The organism is uncultured Bacteroides sp. (genome assembly GCF_937912035.1).
In the GTDB taxonomy this organism is placed as follows: Bacteria; Bacteroidota; Bacteroidia; order Bacteroidales; family Bacteroidaceae; genus Phocaeicola.
Window position 1 is genome coordinate 355,618 of sequence record NZ_CALDPF010000031.1, and the last position, 18,721, is coordinate 374,338.

At 41.9% G+C, this 18,721-nt stretch carries 15 protein-coding genes; 12 read left to right on the forward strand and 3 right to left on the reverse strand.

Translation table 11 applies throughout. The features are described 5' to 3' along the window. The first annotated feature begins 51 nt into the window (after positions 1 to 51). The 12 genes from Q0486_RS07150 to Q0486_RS07205 all read left to right on the forward strand — a co-directional run bounded on the left by Q0486_RS07150 (position 52) and on the right by Q0486_RS07205 (position 16,123). The gene (locus Q0486_RS07150; protein ID WP_299231572.1) at positions 52 to 3,081 is read left to right on the forward strand and encodes a hypothetical protein; all 3,030 of its coding nucleotides are present in this window, start codon (positions 52 to 54) and stop codon (positions 3,079 to 3,081) included. A 9-nt stretch (positions 3,082 to 3,090) separates the two neighbouring features. Then, entirely contained in the window at positions 3,091 to 5,232 is a 2,142-nt protein-coding gene (locus Q0486_RS07155; protein WP_299231574.1) for a leucine-rich repeat domain-containing protein, read from the forward strand. A gap of 31 nt (positions 5,233 to 5,263) precedes the next feature. Continuing rightward, positions 5,264 to 7,375 (forward strand): leucine-rich repeat domain-containing protein, encoded by a 2,112-nt coding sequence (locus Q0486_RS07160; RefSeq protein ID WP_299231576.1) that lies wholly within the window; start codon positions 5,264 to 5,266, stop codon positions 7,373 to 7,375. Between the two features lie 22 nt (positions 7,376 to 7,397). Further along, the gene (locus Q0486_RS07165) at positions 7,398 to 8,246 is read left to right on the forward strand and encodes a hypothetical protein (RefSeq protein ID WP_299231577.1); all 849 of its coding nucleotides are present in this window, start codon (positions 7,398 to 7,400) and stop codon (positions 8,244 to 8,246) included. Positions 8,247 to 8,263: 17 nt separating this feature from the next. Beyond that, complete coding sequence (locus tag Q0486_RS07170) at positions 8,264 to 9,382, forward strand: hypothetical protein (protein ID WP_299231578.1); 1,119 nt, start codon at positions 8,264 to 8,266, stop codon at positions 9,380 to 9,382. 11 nt (positions 9,383 to 9,393) lie between these two features. Then, a complete protein-coding gene (locus Q0486_RS07175) occupies positions 9,394 to 10,542 on the forward strand; it encodes a hypothetical protein (RefSeq protein ID WP_299231580.1) in 1,149 nt (382 codons plus the stop codon). Between the two features lie 54 nt (positions 10,543 to 10,596). Next, the gene (locus tag Q0486_RS07180) at positions 10,597 to 11,580 is read left to right on the forward strand and encodes a nuclear transport factor 2 family protein (protein ID WP_299231582.1); all 984 of its coding nucleotides are present in this window, start codon (positions 10,597 to 10,599) and stop codon (positions 11,578 to 11,580) included. A 293-nt stretch (positions 11,581 to 11,873) separates the two neighbouring features. Next, positions 11,874 to 13,619 carry a hypothetical protein gene (locus Q0486_RS07185; protein WP_299231584.1) on the forward strand — a complete coding sequence of 582 codons (1,746 nt, stop codon included), beginning with the start codon at positions 11,874 to 11,876 and terminating at the stop codon, positions 13,617 to 13,619. Positions 13,620 to 13,635: 16 nt separating this feature from the next. Further along, positions 13,636 to 15,036, forward strand: a complete 1,401-nt coding sequence (locus Q0486_RS07190; RefSeq protein WP_299231586.1) for a DUF5723 family protein — start codon at positions 13,636 to 13,638, stop codon at positions 15,034 to 15,036. Between the two features lie 157 nt (positions 15,037 to 15,193). Next, positions 15,194 to 15,418, forward strand: a complete 225-nt coding sequence (locus tag Q0486_RS07195) for a DUF3791 domain-containing protein (protein ID WP_299231588.1) — start codon at positions 15,194 to 15,196, stop codon at positions 15,416 to 15,418. Then, complete coding sequence (locus Q0486_RS07200; protein WP_299231590.1) at positions 15,415 to 15,897, forward strand: DUF3990 domain-containing protein; 483 nt, start codon at positions 15,415 to 15,417, stop codon at positions 15,895 to 15,897. The genes Q0486_RS07195 and Q0486_RS07200 overlap by 4 nt, the downstream gene beginning before the upstream one ends. 64 nt (positions 15,898 to 15,961) lie before the next feature. Then, positions 15,962 to 16,123, forward strand: a complete 162-nt coding sequence (locus Q0486_RS07205; protein ID WP_299231592.1) for a hypothetical protein — start codon at positions 15,962 to 15,964, stop codon at positions 16,121 to 16,123. A 63-nt stretch (positions 16,124 to 16,186) separates the two neighbouring features. Here Q0486_RS07205 and Q0486_RS07210 read toward each other — a convergent pair whose 3' ends face one another. From Q0486_RS07210 to Q0486_RS07220, 3 genes are read right to left on the reverse strand one after another with little or no spacing between them, the layout of a single operon-like run. Continuing rightward, a complete protein-coding gene (locus tag Q0486_RS07210; RefSeq protein ID WP_299231594.1) occupies positions 16,187 to 17,368 on the reverse strand; it encodes a class I SAM-dependent rRNA methyltransferase in 1,182 nt (393 codons plus the stop codon). A 57-nt stretch (positions 17,369 to 17,425) separates the two neighbouring features. Continuing rightward, positions 17,426 to 18,025 carry a 3'-5' exonuclease gene (locus Q0486_RS07215; protein WP_299231596.1) on the reverse strand — a complete coding sequence of 200 codons (600 nt, stop codon included), beginning with the start codon at positions 18,023 to 18,025 and terminating at the stop codon, positions 17,426 to 17,428. Positions 18,026 to 18,040: 15 nt separating this feature from the next. Further along, positions 18,041 to 18,571 (reverse strand): DUF5063 domain-containing protein, encoded by a 531-nt coding sequence (locus tag Q0486_RS07220; RefSeq protein ID WP_299231598.1) that lies wholly within the window; start codon positions 18,569 to 18,571, stop codon positions 18,041 to 18,043. Positions 18,572 to 18,721: the final 150 nt, after the last annotated feature.

The following is an 18,721-nucleotide window of genomic DNA, read 5'->3' on the forward strand; positions in this document are numbered from 1 at the left end:
TATACTACCTTCGTACAGTTTAATAATATTCAATAAATTATGTATTCTAGAATGAAAAAAATTAAACGTTTAGGATTTACAGCGTTATTTGCATTGCCAATACTATGGGTGGCTTGTGAGGATATCGTTCCCGGGGACGACCTGAATGCTCCGGTTATTCTGGAGGGAAGCAGCAGCAATGCTACAAGAACTACGGTTACACTGACCGGGAATTTTCAAGGGATAAACAGTAAGGTTAAGGAAATGGGTGTGGTGTATTCAACATCAAGCGGTTTCCCTGAAGACAAGTCTAAAACGAAGACGGTGGAAAAGGGAACGGGTAATAGTGTTTCCGTTACACTGGAAAATCTGACTCCTAACGAACAGTATTATTACTACTGGTACGTTTCGTCGGGAAAAACCGAAGTGAGAGGTGTTACGGAAATGTTTAAAACAGCATCGACTTCGGCACCTGTATTCAGAGAATCTGTGGTGGACTCGCTGGATGAAAACGTGATAAGGGTGAAAACCTCTATTCAGGAAGTGGGTAACAACTGCCTGCTGGAATGCGGTCTGGAATACAGAAAGAAAATAGAGGGTGCGAAATTCATTCCTGTGGAATGTGAAGCATTGCCTACAAACGATACTCTGGGATACTCGGTAATGATTACAGAGCTGGAAGCCGACACCGAGTATGAAATAAGACCGTATGCAAAAAGCGCGGACTCGGAGGAAGCCGCAAACGGTACTATGGAAGGATACGGGGAAATAATCACTTCGAGGACACTGGACAAGGTATCGCCGGTGGTACAGACAAAAGAAGTGCTCAATGTGGGTATCTCGGCCGCTACACTGGTGGGAGTAATTGAAAGTATACCGGTGGAAGGCAGTGAAGTGACAGAAAAAGGATTCTGTATGAGCAGGGAAAGCAATAACCCTACGGTATATGACTCTACTCTGGTAGTAACAGACGCTACGGAGCTGAAGAAAGACTATCTGTATCAGCTGACAAATCTGGAATATAACACTACATATTACGTAAGAGCATACGCAAAGAATACGGTAAACGGATCGGAACGTGTGGGATACGGAAGCACAATGCAGTTCACTACTTCACAGATGGTGGCACCGGAAGTGGAATTCGGATACTGGGATGAGACTAACCAGATGAGACATACGGTAGAGATGACTTCATCATCCGCAAAATGTTATGCTACACTTAACAATCTGGAAACCAGTGTTCTGAAAGAAAGAGGATTCATCTGGAGTGAGGATAACCGTAACATCGAGCTGGAAGAGGCAAGGGAAAAAAAGCAGGTAGTGACTGCGGAGGGTACGAATTCCATATATTCTGCAACCATTGAGGGTCTGACTCCGAACAAGTATTATTATATAAGGGCATACGCGATTTATCAATCGGGAGATATCACTAATATAGGATACTCAAGTTATGAGTATGTAAACACTTCTTATAAAAAGGATTTTGAATTCAAGGATGTGACTATTGATACAGAAGCCGCTACAGCGATATCAATACCTGTCAAGACTGGTATAAATAAGATGGGTGACGGAGAAATTACGGAATACGGATTTATATGGCACTCAAACTATGACGGTACGCTGGAGAACTGTATAGGATACCAGGCTATAGAAAGTGAGGATGTAAGCGAATTCAGTTATGTGATAGAAAATCTGTCGCCAAATACAAGTTATTATGTGAAAGGATACGCGAAAGTGAAGTTCCAGGATAATGAATATGTATATTATTCGGGTTCGAAGAATCACTATACCAGGTCAATAGCAACTCCACGATTCTATGATATTGTGGTAGACCATGACAGCGTCACTACATCGGTTATACCGGTATCGGTGGTAGTGGAAGATTTCGGCGATGGAGAAGTTAAAGAAGCAGGATTCATATGGGGCGAAAACAGCGAGGTGAAACTGGAAGACTGCAAGGGAAAACAGATAAATGAAGGTACAGACTACAAGAACCTGAAGGCCAAATTCACAAATCTGGAATTTGACAAGAACCACTACATAAAGGCGTATATGACTATGGAATACAACGGAGAGACAAATACCTATTATTCCGGTTCGAGAAATGTATGGACAAAAAATATTCCGTCAATAGGATTCTATCATGTGGAGACTCAATCATCGTACGGATGGATTGCGGTGAAAACGGGTGTGGATATACCTGAAGGTATGACGGTGAAGGAAAAAGGGTTCTTATGGACGAACAGTGACACTGACTATCCTACAATAGACAAACATGACGGGAAGAGTGTGGTGACTGACGGAACGTTGACTCAATTTACAGACACAATCAGGAATCTGAAACCTAACAGCTCATACTCGATTACATCATATCTGAAAGTAGAGTATGACGGAAGGGAAGTAATAAAGACAGGAAACATCAGCACAACCAGCACATGGAACATAAATTCTCCTTCGTTCGAACAGTTTACGCAAGTAAGCTCTACAATGAATTCGGTGACTGTGAAGGGTAAAATAACAGCATCGGATATGGGTACGATTAAGGAAAAAGGATTTATATGGAAGATAGACGACAGCAATGTAAATCTGGAGAACTGCGACGGAAGAGTGAAGATGGATGCAGGACTGGAAGAAATACAGACCACTATAGAAAACCTGACGCCGAGAATTAATTATTATGTGAAAATGTACACTATATCGGACTATGAAGGAGAGGAATTCGTTCACTACGGCGGATACATGTATTGCAGAACTTCGGATCTGATGTTTGAGGTGAAAGAATCGGACGTGAGAAATACAACTGCTGATATAAAGGTATACGTGACACCTGATGTCTTGCCTAAGGAATATGAAGAAATAGGATATTTCTATACAGATAACAGAGACCAAAGTTTCGAGGAGGTAACCAACAAGGTTAAGGTTACACTGACGGATACCAATGAATTCACTATGTCGCTGAGCAACCTTAAAGAACTTACCACTTACTACTGGGGTATGTACATAAAACAGAACGGCGTGTACTATGACTACAGGAAATATGAATTCAAGACCAAGAGAAAACCTGATATGGGTGATATAGAATCGCCGGGTATTACTAATTAAACGTGAGATATGAAAAAGATTTGTTATTTACATATAGCGGCTCTGGCAGCTGTAATGGGCTGTCTGAGTAGCGGATGCCAGGACGAGTTTACGGCAGAATACGATATGGCGGAAACAGACGGGAAAGGAGAAAATGACGGATCGCGTACGCAACTGACAGAGAAAATCCTGACAGGCATAACTGCCGGAAACCTCTCTACCCTACTGACAGACGATGAGAAAGCAACTGTACAGAGACTGGTGCTGGACGGGGAACTGTGCGGAGCTGACATTCTGTTTATCAAAACCGGAATGCCGGCACTGGTGGAACTGGATATGGCCAAAGTGACTTTCAAGGTAATGGGTACGGACAGTGACTATTATGCAACAGACACAAACGGAAATTTCACTCATAAACTGGAAACGGAAAATGTGATAGGAAACAGGATGTTCTATGAAAATATAAACCTTAAGAAGATAGTGATACCGGATTGTGTGACAGAGATTATGAATGAAGCCTTCTACAGATGTGAAAATCTTAATGAGGTGGTGCTGCCGTATAAGTTAAAGAAAATCGGTACCTATGCTTTCTGCCGGTGTACTAACCTGAAAAATGTGGAATTTAATCCTTACCTGAAGGAAATAGACAGATATGCCTTCGACACAAGCGGACTGAAATCGGTGCATATACCGAAAAACGTCCAGTTTGTATGGTACTATGCTTTCAGCACTATTGACAGTCTGGAGTCGGTGGTGATTGACAACGGAAACGCAATGACCGGAGAGTATATCTTCTACAACTGCAAAAATCTGAAAAGAGTACAGCTGGATGACGAAATGGAAACCATTCCTAAATACTTCATGCAGAGCTGTAAGAGCCTGGAGGAGATAACTTTGCCAGCCAAACTAAAAACAATTGAAAGCGAAGCCTTCACGAATACATCGCTGAGAAAGATTACGATTCCGAAAGAGGTAATAAATGTGAGACAGAATGCTTTCAGCTCGAATGACAGCCTGAGGGAGGTGATATTCATGTCGGAAAAAACTGATCTGGAGAGTGGTGTCTTTTCTCAATGCAGAACATTGGAAAAAATCAATCTGCCTAATATTGATGAGATTCCAAACTATATGTTCAGGTGGTGTTATAAACTGAAGAATATTACTATACCCGAAACTGTGAAAAGAATCGGTCTATATGCATTTGAGAATACCGCTTTAACGGAATTCACAATTAATCCGGCTGTAACTACTCTAGAGGAAGGCTGTCTGGCAAATACCGACCTGAGAACTCTGACAGTGCCGGAGACTGTGACTTCTGTAGGAAGAAACATACTTGACAGGTGTAGCGATCTGGAGAATGTATACTGGAACTCGGGATGTGACGTAACAACATCATTAGGATATAACAATGCTTTCCTGTTTCTGAACTCAAAAAACGGATCGACAGTAAAGTGGGAAAGATATATAAAAAACGTGGTGATAGACGGAATGGCCGAAAAGGTGGAATGCAGTAACGATGCTTCCTTCAGATCTTTCGGATGTCCGCAAGACATAACAGTAAAGAAAGTTGAATTTACGAAATATTTCTCTGGCAGGACTTCTGTGAACAGTAGGGGTAACTGGTATACAATCAGTCTGCCTTTCAAACCTACAAAGATTATGACTGAAGACGGAAGAATACTGGCTCCATTCGGAAGCAGTATGGAAACGGAGGATACAAAACCTTTCTGGCTGAGAACCGCATCGGAAGAGGGATTTGTGAACGCAACGGATATAGAAGCCTATACACCGTATATTATATGTATGCCAAATGACCCTGATTATTATCTGCCGGAGTACAATATAAGCGGAGATGTGACATTCATAGGTGAAAACATTACAATGAAAGCTACTCCGGAGGTGATACAGGGTATTGAAGGTCCGGGATATAAATTTTATCCGGCTTTGGAATATATTGCTCCAACCGAAAACATTTTCACTGTCGGAACTTGGGGAAGTGATAACTTTATAAATAATTATGAAGTGAGACCTTTTGGCGCATATATGGTGGTGGAAAATCAAGGCAATGGAGAAACAGAGGCTGTTGACATGACCAGTGCAGGAAAAGCAAGCAGAACCGCTATGATGTATGAGAAAAAGCCGGGGGTTCCGCATATCAGCGATATGAAATAATTGTTTGTGACACTAATACAGAATGTTTATTATGAAGTATAATACAAAATATCCGGTTTGGGGCATAATGATGCTTGCCTGTTGTATGGCAGCATGTACTGAAAGCCAGGAACTGGCTTATGGGGAACAGGAACAGAACAACCAGAACGGCTCGAGAACGGAACTGGTGGAGAAGACTGTGACACTGACAGACACTGAAGGACTGGAAAGTCAGATAGGCTCTGAAAGAATTGAACTCCAGAAACTGACAGTGAATGGAGAGATGGATGCTTTCGACATTGAATTCCTGAAGAATGAACTGCCGCTACTGACTATATTGGATCTGAAAGGGGCGACACTGGAAAACAATACCATTCCGGAGTCATTTTTCAGTGACAACAATATGCTGGAAGAGGTGACTGTGCCTGACAATCTGGTGACTATTGACGCTAATGCTTTCAAGAATTGTAAGGCACTGAGAAAGGTGGTAATGAATGAAGGACTTACTACCATTAACAGCTATGCTTTCATGGACTGCATAAATCTTAAAGAGGTGAATCTGCCTGAGAGCCTGGTGACACTGGGAAGCGAATGTTTCTCTAGGGCTGGACTTGACAGCATAACACTGGGAAATTCAATAAAGACAATAGGCAGTTATGTTTTTTCTGAATCAGAACTGGTTTATGTGGATTTCAAATGCAATAATGTACAATCGTTTGGATACAAAATTTTCAGAGACTGTGAAAAACTGGACAGCATAACACTACATGAAGGAATGAGAACCATTCCGACCGAGTTTCTTTACAACTGTACGAAACTAAAAGGAATAAAGATCCCAAGTACAGTCACAGAGATAGGGAACAGAGCTTTTTACAATACCGGCATAAAAGAAGTAACTATCAACACCGGGATAACCATAATAAGACCGAGCGTTTTCGGTGAATGCAAAAACCTGAAAAAAGCGGTTATCAACTCAGTGCCGGAAACGTGGGAGAATTATATATTCAGCGGTTGCACCGCACTGGAGGATGTGACACTGAACAATGGTATTACGGTAATTCCTTATAGTACTTTCTATGGATGCAAAAATCTGAAATCAATTGACTTGCCGGACAATATCAAAAAGATTGGAGTAAATGCTTTTAATGGTTCAGGACTGAAAAGTATCGACCTGAAAAATGTACAGGAACTGGGAGAAGATTCTTTCTGTGATACTGACTTAAAAAATGTAACCGTACCAGAAAGCCTTACGCTGATAGGAAGCAACGTGTTTTCAGCTTGCGACAGTCTGGAATATGTGGTTTGGAAATCGGGAGCAAATATTCCAAGACTGTATTACAGCAACAGTAGATCTACCCTACTCTTTGTTGATACACAAAACGGAGTGACACCCGCTATTGACGATGAGATGAAAGGCAGGGCCATTATAGACAATCATATCGACTCGCTGTATATCGATATATCAAATAACAGCTCAGGAAATGTATTTAACTGTCCCAGACAGATTACATACAAGAAAATAGTGTTCAGAAAGGACTTCAGCAGGGCTTACAACGAAATTACAGAACCCGGGAAGGCGACCTGCTGGAAAACTATAACTCTGCCAGTAGTGCCGACAAAAATAGTAACTGTGGAAACAGAAGCAAAAGTGCTGGCTCCTTTCAATACTGATATGGCGACCGACTATTGCCCGTTCTGGCTGAGAAGACTTACGGCAAACGGATTTGAAAATACTGTGAACTTTGAGGCTTACAAGCCGTTTATAATCAGTATGCCATATAACCCGAATATGTATCTGCCGGAATATAACGTAGACTCGTATGTGGACTTCATTGCGGAAAACGGAACTTTGGAACCTACTCCTGTAACTACTGTACCGGACGAGGGAGCGGGACTCAGATTCCATGCCAACTATACAAAACTAAATCCGGACGGACTGAAATATGTGCTTAACGCCGAAGATCAGTTTGAAGGATATTATGGAAGTAGTTTCATAAGATCTTTATACGATGTCTATCCGTTCGAAGCTTATATCACAACAAGTGGTAATGCAGGAACAAACGAACTGAGAATGGACGATATATTCGGTAAAGGCTCTAAACCGGCTTCCAGAACCGCTAAAACAAGAAACAATACCGGTAAACCGCAAATAGATGATTTATAATAACTTTTATTCCAATAAGATTATGAAATACAGATTTTTACTGATAATGATAATGGCTGTGTGCGCGCTGGGAATGGTTAGGGCACAAGAGGTGAAAATTGTGAACTTCCAGAGACTGGACAGAGACCTGCTGGCAAGAACACAACAGAGAAATGACTTGAACGGAACTCCTTGTGCTGTACTGAGAGTGTCGGTGCCAAACGCCAGAGAATATTCTTTCCAGGGAAATATCATAGGCGACGTGATATACAAAATGGGAGAAGCAATAGTATATATGACCGAGGGGTCGAGAAACATTACTATCAGCAGTGACAAATTCGGATCGATGAAGTATGAATTCGATTCGCAGCTGGAAAAACAGGTGGTGTATAAACTGACTATGAAACTTATACAGAATGATGCCAACAAGACGAGAACGCTGTTGATGCCGGTGGCAGGTATCGGAGCGCCAATGTCGTATGGTGCAATGATAGGTGTAGTGAAGAAATGGGGTGTTTATGCCAAAGTGAAAACTAACCTGGGCAGTAATGATTACGAACTGGATTCTTCGTCGGCAGGTCTGGATGAGGAAGGCAACAGTGTATGGTTCGGTTCGGGTACGGAAAGCTACAGAATGTCGTTCACCGGTGGTCTGATGTTCAGAATGATTCTTCCACTCTATCTGTATGTGGGTGGCGGATACGGATACAAGACACTGAAATGGAGAACTGCAGATGACAAATGGGCAAGAATAACAGACAAATCGTTTGCCGGAGCTGAAGCTGAACTGGGACTTATATGGAGAATAAAGAATGTGGCTCTCAGTGCAGGCGCACAAAGCGTGAACTTCAAGCATTTTGAAGGTACTGTGGGTCTTGGTATCATGTTCTGATTAAATAAACTACTGATATGAACAGAAAGTTCTATAGATATCTGCTGACAACATGTGTGGTTGCAATTACACTTTGCAACCATGTATGGGGTCAGGAGACTATGAGGTTCAACAATAAAAGGCTGGAAGCAATTGTAACTGCACTGGACGACGCGAATGCCAGAAGGGATGTGGACAGACTGAAAAAGAAGGTCTACGTGAGCAGAGACAACAACGGTATGGTGAATGCCGCAGGAATACAGCTGTTTGACAAGAAGGTGCTGAACGGAATGGACGCACAGAACAGAATAATGTGTGAGTTCGTGGAAAGGTATCTGCTGGAACTGCTGGTGACAAGAATGCCGGGAACTTGCATGAAACTGCAGGAAGACAGAGTGAAGATTTTCCCCGGTGCCGACAATGATGAGAGACAGAGGAACCTGATTGTGGAAGCATTGAACAAATGTGACGACAATACGGGAATGAACATTGAGACCGTAAAGAATAATGGAAAGGTGACCATAAACAACAGTCAAGGTAAGGAATTGCTGGGACTGGAATTCACTATGGGATATGAACTGATGACGGGAATGACGAAGATTGAGGCGGAAAACGCGCTTTATGACAATCTGATGTATTTCTGCGCCAACAACAATAATGGAAACAGCACGAAGGTGGATGATAAGGCTCTGGAGAAATATAAGGGCAACATCATGAAAACCGCTGACAACAGGCTGGAAGATAAGGATTTGTTCGGGATGAAATACTACAGACGAAACGGAAAGACGCTGAAGCCTCTGTATGACAATATGTATCCGGTAGAATCGGCCTTTACGCTGATGAACGGTGCGTATAACGAAAATGACGTGATAGCCGAGGTTACTGTAAATATGTATGGTAACAGGAAAAAAGAATTCGAAATTCCTGTGAGGTTTCTGACAGACTTCTTCAAATACAACGGATGCGAACTTTATACGGGTATAAAGAAAGTGGACGAAGGAATGATAGAAGGGGCAATGGTGGCCAGCAACAGGATTATGAACTATAATCATATTGTTGAGTTTGAAATGAGCAGAAGTATCTTCCACAACAGGAAGAACAGACTGAAAGTGACTCTTTACGGATATGTTCCTATGCACAACGTTAAACTGTTATAATGGATATAGATATGAAAAGAAAAGATTTATTGTTTTGGATGATTGTGGGAGGATGCTTCTTCCCTACTCTGGCTTCGGCTCAAGATTCGGACGATGAGGAAGCCAGGAAAAAAGCGGAAATCAATGAAATAAAACTGAGCGAAAATACTATCTATGCTGATGTTGTAGAAATGGTGACTGACGATAATGAAGCTGTATCGCTGGCACAACAGAAGTCTATGAACATGCTGCAGATGCATGTGATAGAAATGTTCGCCAAAAGAATGAAAATGCCACCGGAAGATGTGCAGGAGATCTGGGATGTGATAGACGACAAATGCCAGAACATCGTGGTGAAGAAAGGTGACCTGTTCAGGGTGTTCACATATATAGTAAAGGATGCCGTAGGTCTGGGTAGAAAAAAACCTAAGAAGGGGGAAGTGGAGAAATATCTTACTCCAACGGAAGAAAAGGACCTGGCAGACGCACAGAAGACTCTTGCTGACATGGAGAAGGAAGTGAAACAGGAAGAAGATTCGATGAAAATGGTGGCAGAGGTTATTCCGCCTGCTGTGGTAGAACCTGTAGCAGCGATTCCGCCTGCTGAGGTGCCTGCTGAAACACCGGTTAAAGAAACTCCGATTAAAGAAGCTCCGGTTAAAGAAGCGGTAACAGCTGAGGTACCTGTAGAGAAGGTAGAGGCTGAAAAAGTGGAAGAGGCTCCTAAAACAGTGACTGTACCGGTTATTTCCGAGACTCCGAAACCGGTAGTGGCTGAAACTCCAAAGCCGGTAGTAACCGAGACACCTAAACCGGTGGTAGCAGAGACTCCAAAACCGGCAGTAACCGAAACTCCGAAACCGGTAGAAGCGCCTGCAGTGGCTGAAACCCAGAGCGTGCCTGAACTGGCAAGGATGCTTATGACACAAGGGGACATGAAATCACTCCTGCAATATCTTAAGGCTGAAAAAGATAAGCATACGCTGATGTACGGCAATATCAAGAATATGATATATAAGGACAAGTGTTATGTCGTGATTGTGAACAAATATACACAAAAGATTGAAACTGTACTGGGTAAGGGATTAGACGAGAGAATGAACTACAAGACTATGAAGACTGACGACCTGGACAATTATACAGGAAGTGGATTTTCTGCCGTTCTTGTGCAAGAGTATTAATATGATTTTTTAGAAAAACATTTTATTTATTATATGAAAAGTATGAGGAATTTTATGAAATTTTTTTGGGTGGTAATGATTGTATTGGGAATGGCTGCTGATTTTGTGAATGCCCAATATGTTACCAGATTTCACATCACAGACATGGATAATGAAACACTGAAAACAAAGGTGAACCAGAATATTACTAACCTGCTTACTACTTTCAACAGCCTGCAAGGCAGTGGAGCAGAACTTAACTTTCATGGTGTAGACATAACTCCGGAAGCTCTTAACAACGTGATAACATTATGGAAGGACTGTGCTTTCAGATGTGCGGAAACTGATGTGATAGAAAGATGTCTGAGTACATCGGACAATAACTATCAGGTGAGAAATATTCCTATCATCATGGTGCCTAAAGACTCGACTGACGTAATAGAAGACAAACTGAGAGAGGGAGTTGTGACTTTCGACAACAATGGTGTAATAACTGATTTCCACTTCGCTATTGACGTGAACATGTACTCGAATATACTGAAGAACGCCAAGGGTGTGGAAGACTTCGTACAGAGACAGCTTATACTGGAATATGTGGAAAGATTCAGAAACTCGTATAACCTGAAAGACATTAACTTCCTGCAACAGATATTCAGCGACGACGCTCTTATCATCACTGGTAAGGTGATTACAACAAAGAAATCGGATGTGAATATGGGAGGACTGGACAACAAAAAGATTATCTATTCAAAACAGTCGAAAAAAGAATATCTGACTAAACTGGAAAGAATATTCAAGCTGAACAAAAGAATTAATGTCACTTTTGACGAAATAAAGGTGGTGAGACATCCTGCAAAAGCTGATTTCTACGGTGTGACACTGAAACAGGGATACTCGTCGGATTATTATCACGACGAAGGTTATCTGTTCCTGCTTTGGGACTTCACAAACAAAGAAGCACCTCAGATTCATGTGAGAACATGGCAGCCGGACAAGATTGACGAAAATACTAAATTGCCGGAAGATGAGATTTTCGAAATCAATGACTTTGATATCTGATCTTGTCGACATGGATTAACTTATTACTGACAATTAATATATAGGCGGACATCGGAAAAATGCGGTGTACGCCTATTGTTTTATAATATTGTAACTTCATAACCGCAAAACAACAAAATATTAAATATTAATTCACAGTTCAAAGGATTTTAGTTGTAAATATGTCGGAATAATTGGGATATTTATATATCTTTGCATTAAAAGATTAATATTCTGATGTTAATATTTGTATATATGTAAAAACGCAATATTGATAGACTAATTTATCTGTTTATAATATTTAAATGAGAAGTATGAAAAAAAATCTAAAGTATCATGCAGTCGTAGGGGCATGTGCACTAGGACTGGTTGGGTTGAATTCTTGTCTGAGGGTTGATGACACTTACGATCTGGACAAGGATATAGACATGACTATTACTGTGGGGGGAGATCTGACTATTCCGGGAAGTAATACTGAGAAAATAAAACTGGCAGATCTGCTGGATATTGAAGAAGAAGGAGTTATACAACCTGACGAAAATGGAGACTATCATCTGTTGCAAAACGGCGAACAGACTGAAACTGACGTAATGGTTCCGAAAGTATTAGTGGATCTGAGTGGAGAATCATCGTTCTCGAAAGTTGAACAGACTATAACCATTCCGGCTAACCCTAGTGGTAGTGAAATGCCGGAACAAACAGTTGTTTTCGACAAGAATATCAATATCAACGTGAATCAGGGAGATATTACGTCGGATATCAAAAGTATAAATGACGCCGTGACAACTTGTTATAAAACCTATATGGTATTCTCGATGAACAGTAATATAGCCAATGCAACAATTGAACACGGTTATAAGATTGAATTCCCAGAATATATCACAGTAGAGTCAATGGACTATAACTGGAAGGTTAGCGAGGACGGACATGCGCTGGTGCTGGACAATGAAGCTGGAATGGAATTTACAGACGAGACGAAAGTGCAGTTCCAGATTGTAAGCATCAAATTTAATAATACTGACGCGGTCTTTACATATAATGACAACCAGAAAGACAAGAACTCAATATATCTGGGGGGAAACATAAAACTGAACGGTTCAATCACTGCCACCGCAAACAGTATTAGTGGAGGTAAGGTGACTATATCTGCCTTTGTGGAATCAAGGAGTATGAATATTGAATCGGTTACAGCGATAGTAAATCCTACTGTAAATATTACAGTGGACCCTATCACACTGAATGACATGCCCGAATTCCTGACTGACAATGAAGTGGTGATAGACCTGACCGACCCTAGAATATATATTACTCTGACCAACCCTAGTCCGGTTTCGGTTGACATGAGTGCTGATTTAATTTCATATAAAGGAAATAAAGTTGAGGAGGTTACTATTCCTAAGTTCAATATTCCGGCAAACAAACCTAAGGGATATACAATTTGTATAAACCAGATAGATGGAGTAACTGAAAATGGTGTGGACCAGTTTGTCACTGTACCGGGTTTAAGCGATATAATCAAATATATTCCGGAAAGAATAGAGATGAAGAACATTAATACTGAAGTAGTGGAAGAAAATGTAAAAGTAAATCTAGGAGAAAATTATATTATCACTACTAATTATAAGGTGGATACACCGCTGATGTTCGGCAATGAAACTAAAATCATATACGATGAGGTAATGGACGGTTGGAACTCTGACCTGGAAGACGTGGAGTTCAAGAGAGTGAAAGCTGCAATGGAAGTGACTAACGCAATCCCACTGGGAATAGAACTTACTGCCGTGGCTATTGACAAGTACGGAAATAAGCTTGAAAACGTAGATGTAGACCTGGATGTGAAAATCTTACCGGGCACAATTGACACTCCGTCAAAGAAAAATGTAGAATTCACTATGACAACCAAAGACGGCAGCATTAAAGGATTGGACGGTATAGACATAGCAGTGAAAGCCAACTCAAGTGAAAACGCAAGCAACGAAACGCTGAACGAAAAGCAGTACATGCAGTTTGATAAGATAAAACTGAGCCTTGAGGGTGGTATAACAATGGATTTGAACTAATAAACGGACAAACAAAATGAAGAATATAGCTAAATATATGATGGGGGCTGCAATGATATGTGCAGCTACAGGAGCTTCGGCACAGGCTCTTAACTCGGGATATTTTCTGGATGGATATCTGTTCAAACATCAGTTGAACCCGGCTCTGGAAAGTGACAAGTCGTATTTCAGTATCCCGGCACTGGGTAATATAAATATCGGAGCTATGGGTAACGTGGGAATGGCAAATTTCCTCTACCCTATGGGTAACGACAAACTGACTACTTTCATGAACAGCAGTGTGAGTGCCAATGAGTTTCTGGACGGACTGAAGAATGTTAACAAAATGTCGATGAACGTGAACATGTCTATTCTGTCCATGGGATTCAGGGGTTGGGGAGGCTTCAACACTTTGGATATTGGACTGAGATCAAGTACCTCAATATATTTACCTAAGGATCTCTTAGAGTTTATGAAAGTGGGACAGACAGGTCCTAACACCGTGTACGATCTGGGAAGTATGGGCGCGACATCGAGAAACTACCTGGAACTTGCATTTGGACACTCAAGACAAATTGACGACAAACTGAGAGTGGGCGCAAAATTCAAATTACTTTTTGGAGGTATGTATGCCAATTTTAACTTCAGCGATACTAAAATCACACTTAGTGAAGATAAGTGGGAAGTATTGGCGAACGGAGAGATGAACGTTGCAATGGCTGGTCTGAACGTTCCGACTAAAGAGGAAAGTGGCGCTGAATATGACAAGGGAGAAGGTACACTGGTGGATTTTGACAATATGGAAATAGATAATCCGGGACTTTGCGGATTCGGTATGGCTTTAGACCTGGGAGCTACTTATAAAGTAATGGATAATCTGACTGTTTCAGCAGCAATCAAAGATCTGGGATTTATGAGCTGGAACAATAATACGTATGCTTCTACTAACAATGAGCCTTGGAAATTTGAAGGTTTCAAAGATATTTCGATGGATGAGGATAGCGAAAACTCGTTGGATAACCAGCTGGATGATTTGGGTGACGATTTTGAAAACTTTGCAAACCTGCATAGAAAAAGTACCGGAGGAAGACTGGCAAGGGCGTTGGCCGCAACACTTAACATCGGAGCCGAATATCAGTTGCCTATGTACGACAAGCTGTCGTTCGGATTCCTTTCTTCTACAAGAATAAACGGCAAGTATTCGTGGAGTGAAGGACGTTTCTCTGCTAATGTGTCTCCACTGAGCTGGTTTGAAGCCGGCATCAACTATGGTATAACTTCGTACGGAAGTACCATGGGATGGATAGTGAACTTCCACCCGAGAGTGTTGAGCCTGTTTGTAGGTATGGATTACCTTGTGGGAAAAGTGAGCAAACAGTATATTCCGCTCAATAACATGAACATGAGCTTGAGTTTGGGTCTGAACGTGACTTTTTAATTAAAAAAACAATAAAAAAATTGCTCCTCAAATTTGGGGAGCAATTTTTTTGCATATACATATTCACTAAAAGCGTATTTGTTTTGTTGTTCTCTGTTTTTGGATTATTTTTGTGACATTAAAGAATTTCTGATATTCTGAAGATTTTTGTATTACCATGAATAAGAAGGAAAAAGACATTGCCCTATTCATAGCGTTCTGTATTGAAGAATATGCAGCAGACAAAGGAATGAGCGGTGAGGAGGTTCTCGATATGTTCACGAAGTATGGAGTGACTGATTATCTCAATAAATGCTTTGAACCGCTTCACACTCAAGGTCGCCAATGGCTGATAGATGAGATAGACGAGTTTATAGCAATTAGAAAGAACAAGGAAGGATGAAGATATATCACGGCAGTTTAGAGATAGTAGAGTATCCTATTATACTCCAGCCTAACCGTAAACTAGATTATGGTGAGGGCTTTTATACCACCACTTCGGAAAAACAATCCAAAGAATGGGTGGAAAGACGTATGATTGAAAAGCACTCTGAATGTGGCTATGTGAATATATATGAGTTTGATGAAACGAAATTGTCGGAACTAAAAAGCCTTATTTTCACCGAACCAAGTAAGGAGTGGGCTGAGTTCGTCATGGCAAACAGGACAAGGAAAGGTTTTACTCACGATTATGACATCGTGTATGGACCGGTAGCCAATGACAAGGTTTATCTTCAGTTTGGTCTATATGAAGCAGGAGCTATAAGCGTTGAAACGCTAATCCGTGAACTTAAGACATACAAGCTTGTAGACCAGTATCTTTTCCATACGGAGAAAGCACTGAGAACCTTGAATTTTATTGAAGCAATTAGAATAAGTTAACGATATGTTCCAGATTGATCAAAGTAATCTTCACTTGCTGCTGCCAGGAAAAATAAGCTGGCTGGTGGAATACCTGCATGATGACTATGGCTTCACGCTGCAGGAATGCCTGAACCGTATTTATCGTTCGAATCTCTATAAGAAACTGTCGACGGAAACTACTAAATATTGGCATTTGGGCCCTGTAGATTTATATGAAGAGCTGAAAAGTGAGCTGCGGATTTAACGTGACTTTCTAAAAGGAATGACAACTGAATATAAAAAAAACTCCCCAAACCGGGGAGTTTTTTTATTCTACATATAGTACCAGTCCCTTGAGGTATTCGCCTTCGGGATGATAGATATTGACAGGATGATCGGCAGGCTGAGTGAGCTGGTGCATGATGCGTACACTGCGACCACTCTGTGCTGCAGCGGTGAAGACTGCATTACGGAAATCCTGCTTGCTAACTACCTGTGAGCAGGAGAACGTAAAGAGGATACCGCCCGGACGGATTTTCTCGAATGCCTTGGCATTGAGCTTGGTATATCCGCGAAGGGCATTGCGAAGGGCTCCACGATGCTTGGCAAATGCAGGCGGGTCGAGAATGATAAGGTCGTACTCCCCTCCCATTCTGTCGAGATACTTGAAGGCGTCTTCGGCAAAGGCTTCATGACGCTTGTCGCCCGGAAAATTAAGCTCTACATTGGCACGGGTGAGGTCGATAGCTTTGGCCGAGCTGTCTACAGAATGGACAAGACGGGCTCCTCCACGCATGGCATAGAATGAGAATCCACCGGTGTAGCAGAACATATTAAGGACGTTGCGGCCTAGGGAGTAATGTTCGAGGAGAGCACGGTTGTCGCGCTGGTCGACAAAGAACCCTGTCTTCTGACCTTTGAGCCAGTCGACATGGAAGAGAAGTCCGTTCTCCATGGCAACATTTTCTGTGCTGCCGCCAAGAAGGAATCCGTTTTCGGTGGACTCGAGGTCGGCTTTGAAAGGAAGAGTTGTCTCACTCTTATAATAAATGTTCTGTACAGTATCGCCCATGACTTCCTTTAATGCTGACGCTATCTCATGACGATAGACATGCATTCCGGCAGAATGGGCCTGCATGACGGCTGTATGGTCGTAGAGGTCGATGATGAGACCTGGAAGATTATCGCCTTCGCCATGTACGAGACGGCAGGCGTTGTTCTTCTCGGTGTTGATAAGACGGAGTGCCTGGCGGAGATTGCGGGCTACGGTGAGACGGCGTACCCAGAACTCATGATTGATCTCTTCTTTTTTGAATGTAAGCACGCGTACGGCTATACTGCCTATCTGATAGTGTCCGGCTGCAATGTACTGTTTGTCGGATGTGTAAACTTCCACTACTTCTCCTTCTTCAGGATTACCTTCTACACGGGCTATTGCTCCGGAGAATACCCATGGATGGAAACGTAGAAGTGATTCTTCTTTTTTAGGTTTGAGATATACTTTGTTCATGTTATTCAATTAAGAAGTAAGAATTAAAAGTTAAAAACTAAAAACAGATGACATCATTCACCTATTATTAATTATTGATTGTTCATTCAGCTTCTGGTAGATTCTGAGTGTGGCCCAGGCATCGGTGGCAGCATATAGTTGCTGTGCCTCGGTGAGCACATCAGCTTCCCAGTTGGAGAGGCGCTGACTTTTGGATATCTTTTTACCGAAAAGGATAGCGTATATCTTCTGCAGGCTCTTCTCGGCTATTCCAAAGTGTGAGACAAAATCCTGAAGTTCAATCCAGTTGCCAACACGAGGGTCCTTGTTATTGGCACGACGGAGCATATTGAAATCGTCGCGCAGGGAAAGACCTATCTTGAGGACATCGTTCTGAAGAAACTCTTCAAGGAAATCGGGTATGCCGATACGGTTGAGCCTGAACAGGAAACAGGTGTCGGGAGTAGATATCTGAAGCAATGCCACGCTGTTGACCTTACCCTTGCGGAATGAAGGACGTGTCTCCGTGTCCACACCTACCACGCTGCATGTATTGAGATAGGACACTGCCTTGCGCGCTTCGTCTACTGTAAATATAATAATGATACGCCCGGGAAAGTGGTCCTTCTCCATTTCGGAAATTACTTTCTTATCGATTGTTGATTGATATTCTGTCATGTTTTTGTGTTGTGGTTACTGTTCGGACTCTTCGCCATGATACTTGACATTGTGGAGGGCACGCATGACATTGACAAGGGTACGTCCCCAATAGGAAGCAAACTGCTCACGACAACGCCATAGCGCATCGTTCATTGTCCTGTCAAGTCCGAGACTGTAGACACATACAAAGTCCTTGAGAGGCTGATATATATCGGCCAGGCCCTCGGAAATGTTCTGCTTGATAGGGGTATCGCTGAATGCCATATCATCAAGGAAGACCTCAAGATAGTCGTCGTCAGGACCCAACTGAACGGCTATCAGGCTACGAAGATGTTCGTAATCGGTCTCTGTGACGAATGTCTCAGGCTCGATGTCGTCGAGAGGTTCGCAATCGGGAAGCAAAGATGCTTTCAGATAAAGCAGCGGCAGAAGCTTGAGACTGCGGTCGACAAACTCATCGGGCTGCATTTCGGGAGTACGTTCCAAAAAACCGCAGAATTCGGCGGCTACGGTAACGAACTCGACTGTGTTCGCATCGAAAATTGGTTGATTTGATGATTTCATTTGATAAAAAATTGTATGATAATCTTAATTATTATAGTGCAAAGGTAGAAATTTTTTCTGTTTTATCCGTTTTTGGACATCAATTTAGTGTGGGATTTGCGTTAATCTTTATATATTTGCATGATAAAAACTCTGTAGTGATAACAATTT

What these genes read in the sequence shown, in the direction of transcription:
- Q0486_RS07185 (WP_299231584.1), top strand. Translation starts at nt 11,874, where the DNA reads ATGAAAAAAAATCTAAAGTATCATGCAGTCGTAGGGGCATGTGCACTA.
- Q0486_RS07175 (WP_299231580.1), top strand. Translation starts at nt 9,394, where the DNA reads ATGAAAAGAAAAGATTTATTGTTTTGGATGATTGTGGGAGGATGCTTC.
- Q0486_RS07210 (WP_299231594.1), bottom strand. Translation starts at nt 17,368, where the DNA reads ATGAACAAAGTATATCTCAAACCTAAAAAAGAAGAATCACTTCTACGT.
- Q0486_RS07180 (WP_299231582.1), top strand. Translation starts at nt 10,597, where the DNA reads ATGAAATTTTTTTGGGTGGTAATGATTGTATTGGGAATGGCTGCTGAT.
- Q0486_RS07155 (WP_299231574.1), top strand. Translation starts at nt 3,091, where the DNA reads ATGAAAAAGATTTGTTATTTACATATAGCGGCTCTGGCAGCTGTAATG.
- Q0486_RS07220 (WP_299231598.1), bottom strand. Translation starts at nt 18,571, where the DNA reads ATGAAATCATCAAATCAACCAATTTTCGATGCGAACACAGTCGAGTTC.
- Q0486_RS07160 (WP_299231576.1), top strand. Translation starts at nt 5,264, where the DNA reads ATGAAGTATAATACAAAATATCCGGTTTGGGGCATAATGATGCTTGCC.
- Q0486_RS07150 (WP_299231572.1), top strand. Translation starts at nt 52, where the DNA reads ATGAAAAAAATTAAACGTTTAGGATTTACAGCGTTATTTGCATTGCCA.
- Q0486_RS07170 (WP_299231578.1), top strand. Translation starts at nt 8,264, where the DNA reads ATGAACAGAAAGTTCTATAGATATCTGCTGACAACATGTGTGGTTGCA.
- Q0486_RS07200 (WP_299231590.1), top strand. Translation starts at nt 15,415, where the DNA reads ATGAAGATATATCACGGCAGTTTAGAGATAGTAGAGTATCCTATTATA.
- Q0486_RS07195 (WP_299231588.1), top strand. Translation starts at nt 15,194, where the DNA reads ATGAATAAGAAGGAAAAAGACATTGCCCTATTCATAGCGTTCTGTATT.
- Q0486_RS07215 (WP_299231596.1), bottom strand. Translation starts at nt 18,025, where the DNA reads ATGACAGAATATCAATCAACAATCGATAAGAAAGTAATTTCCGAAATG.
- Q0486_RS07190 (WP_299231586.1), top strand. Translation starts at nt 13,636, where the DNA reads ATGAAGAATATAGCTAAATATATGATGGGGGCTGCAATGATATGTGCA.
- Q0486_RS07165 (WP_299231577.1), top strand. Translation starts at nt 7,398, where the DNA reads ATGAAATACAGATTTTTACTGATAATGATAATGGCTGTGTGCGCGCTG.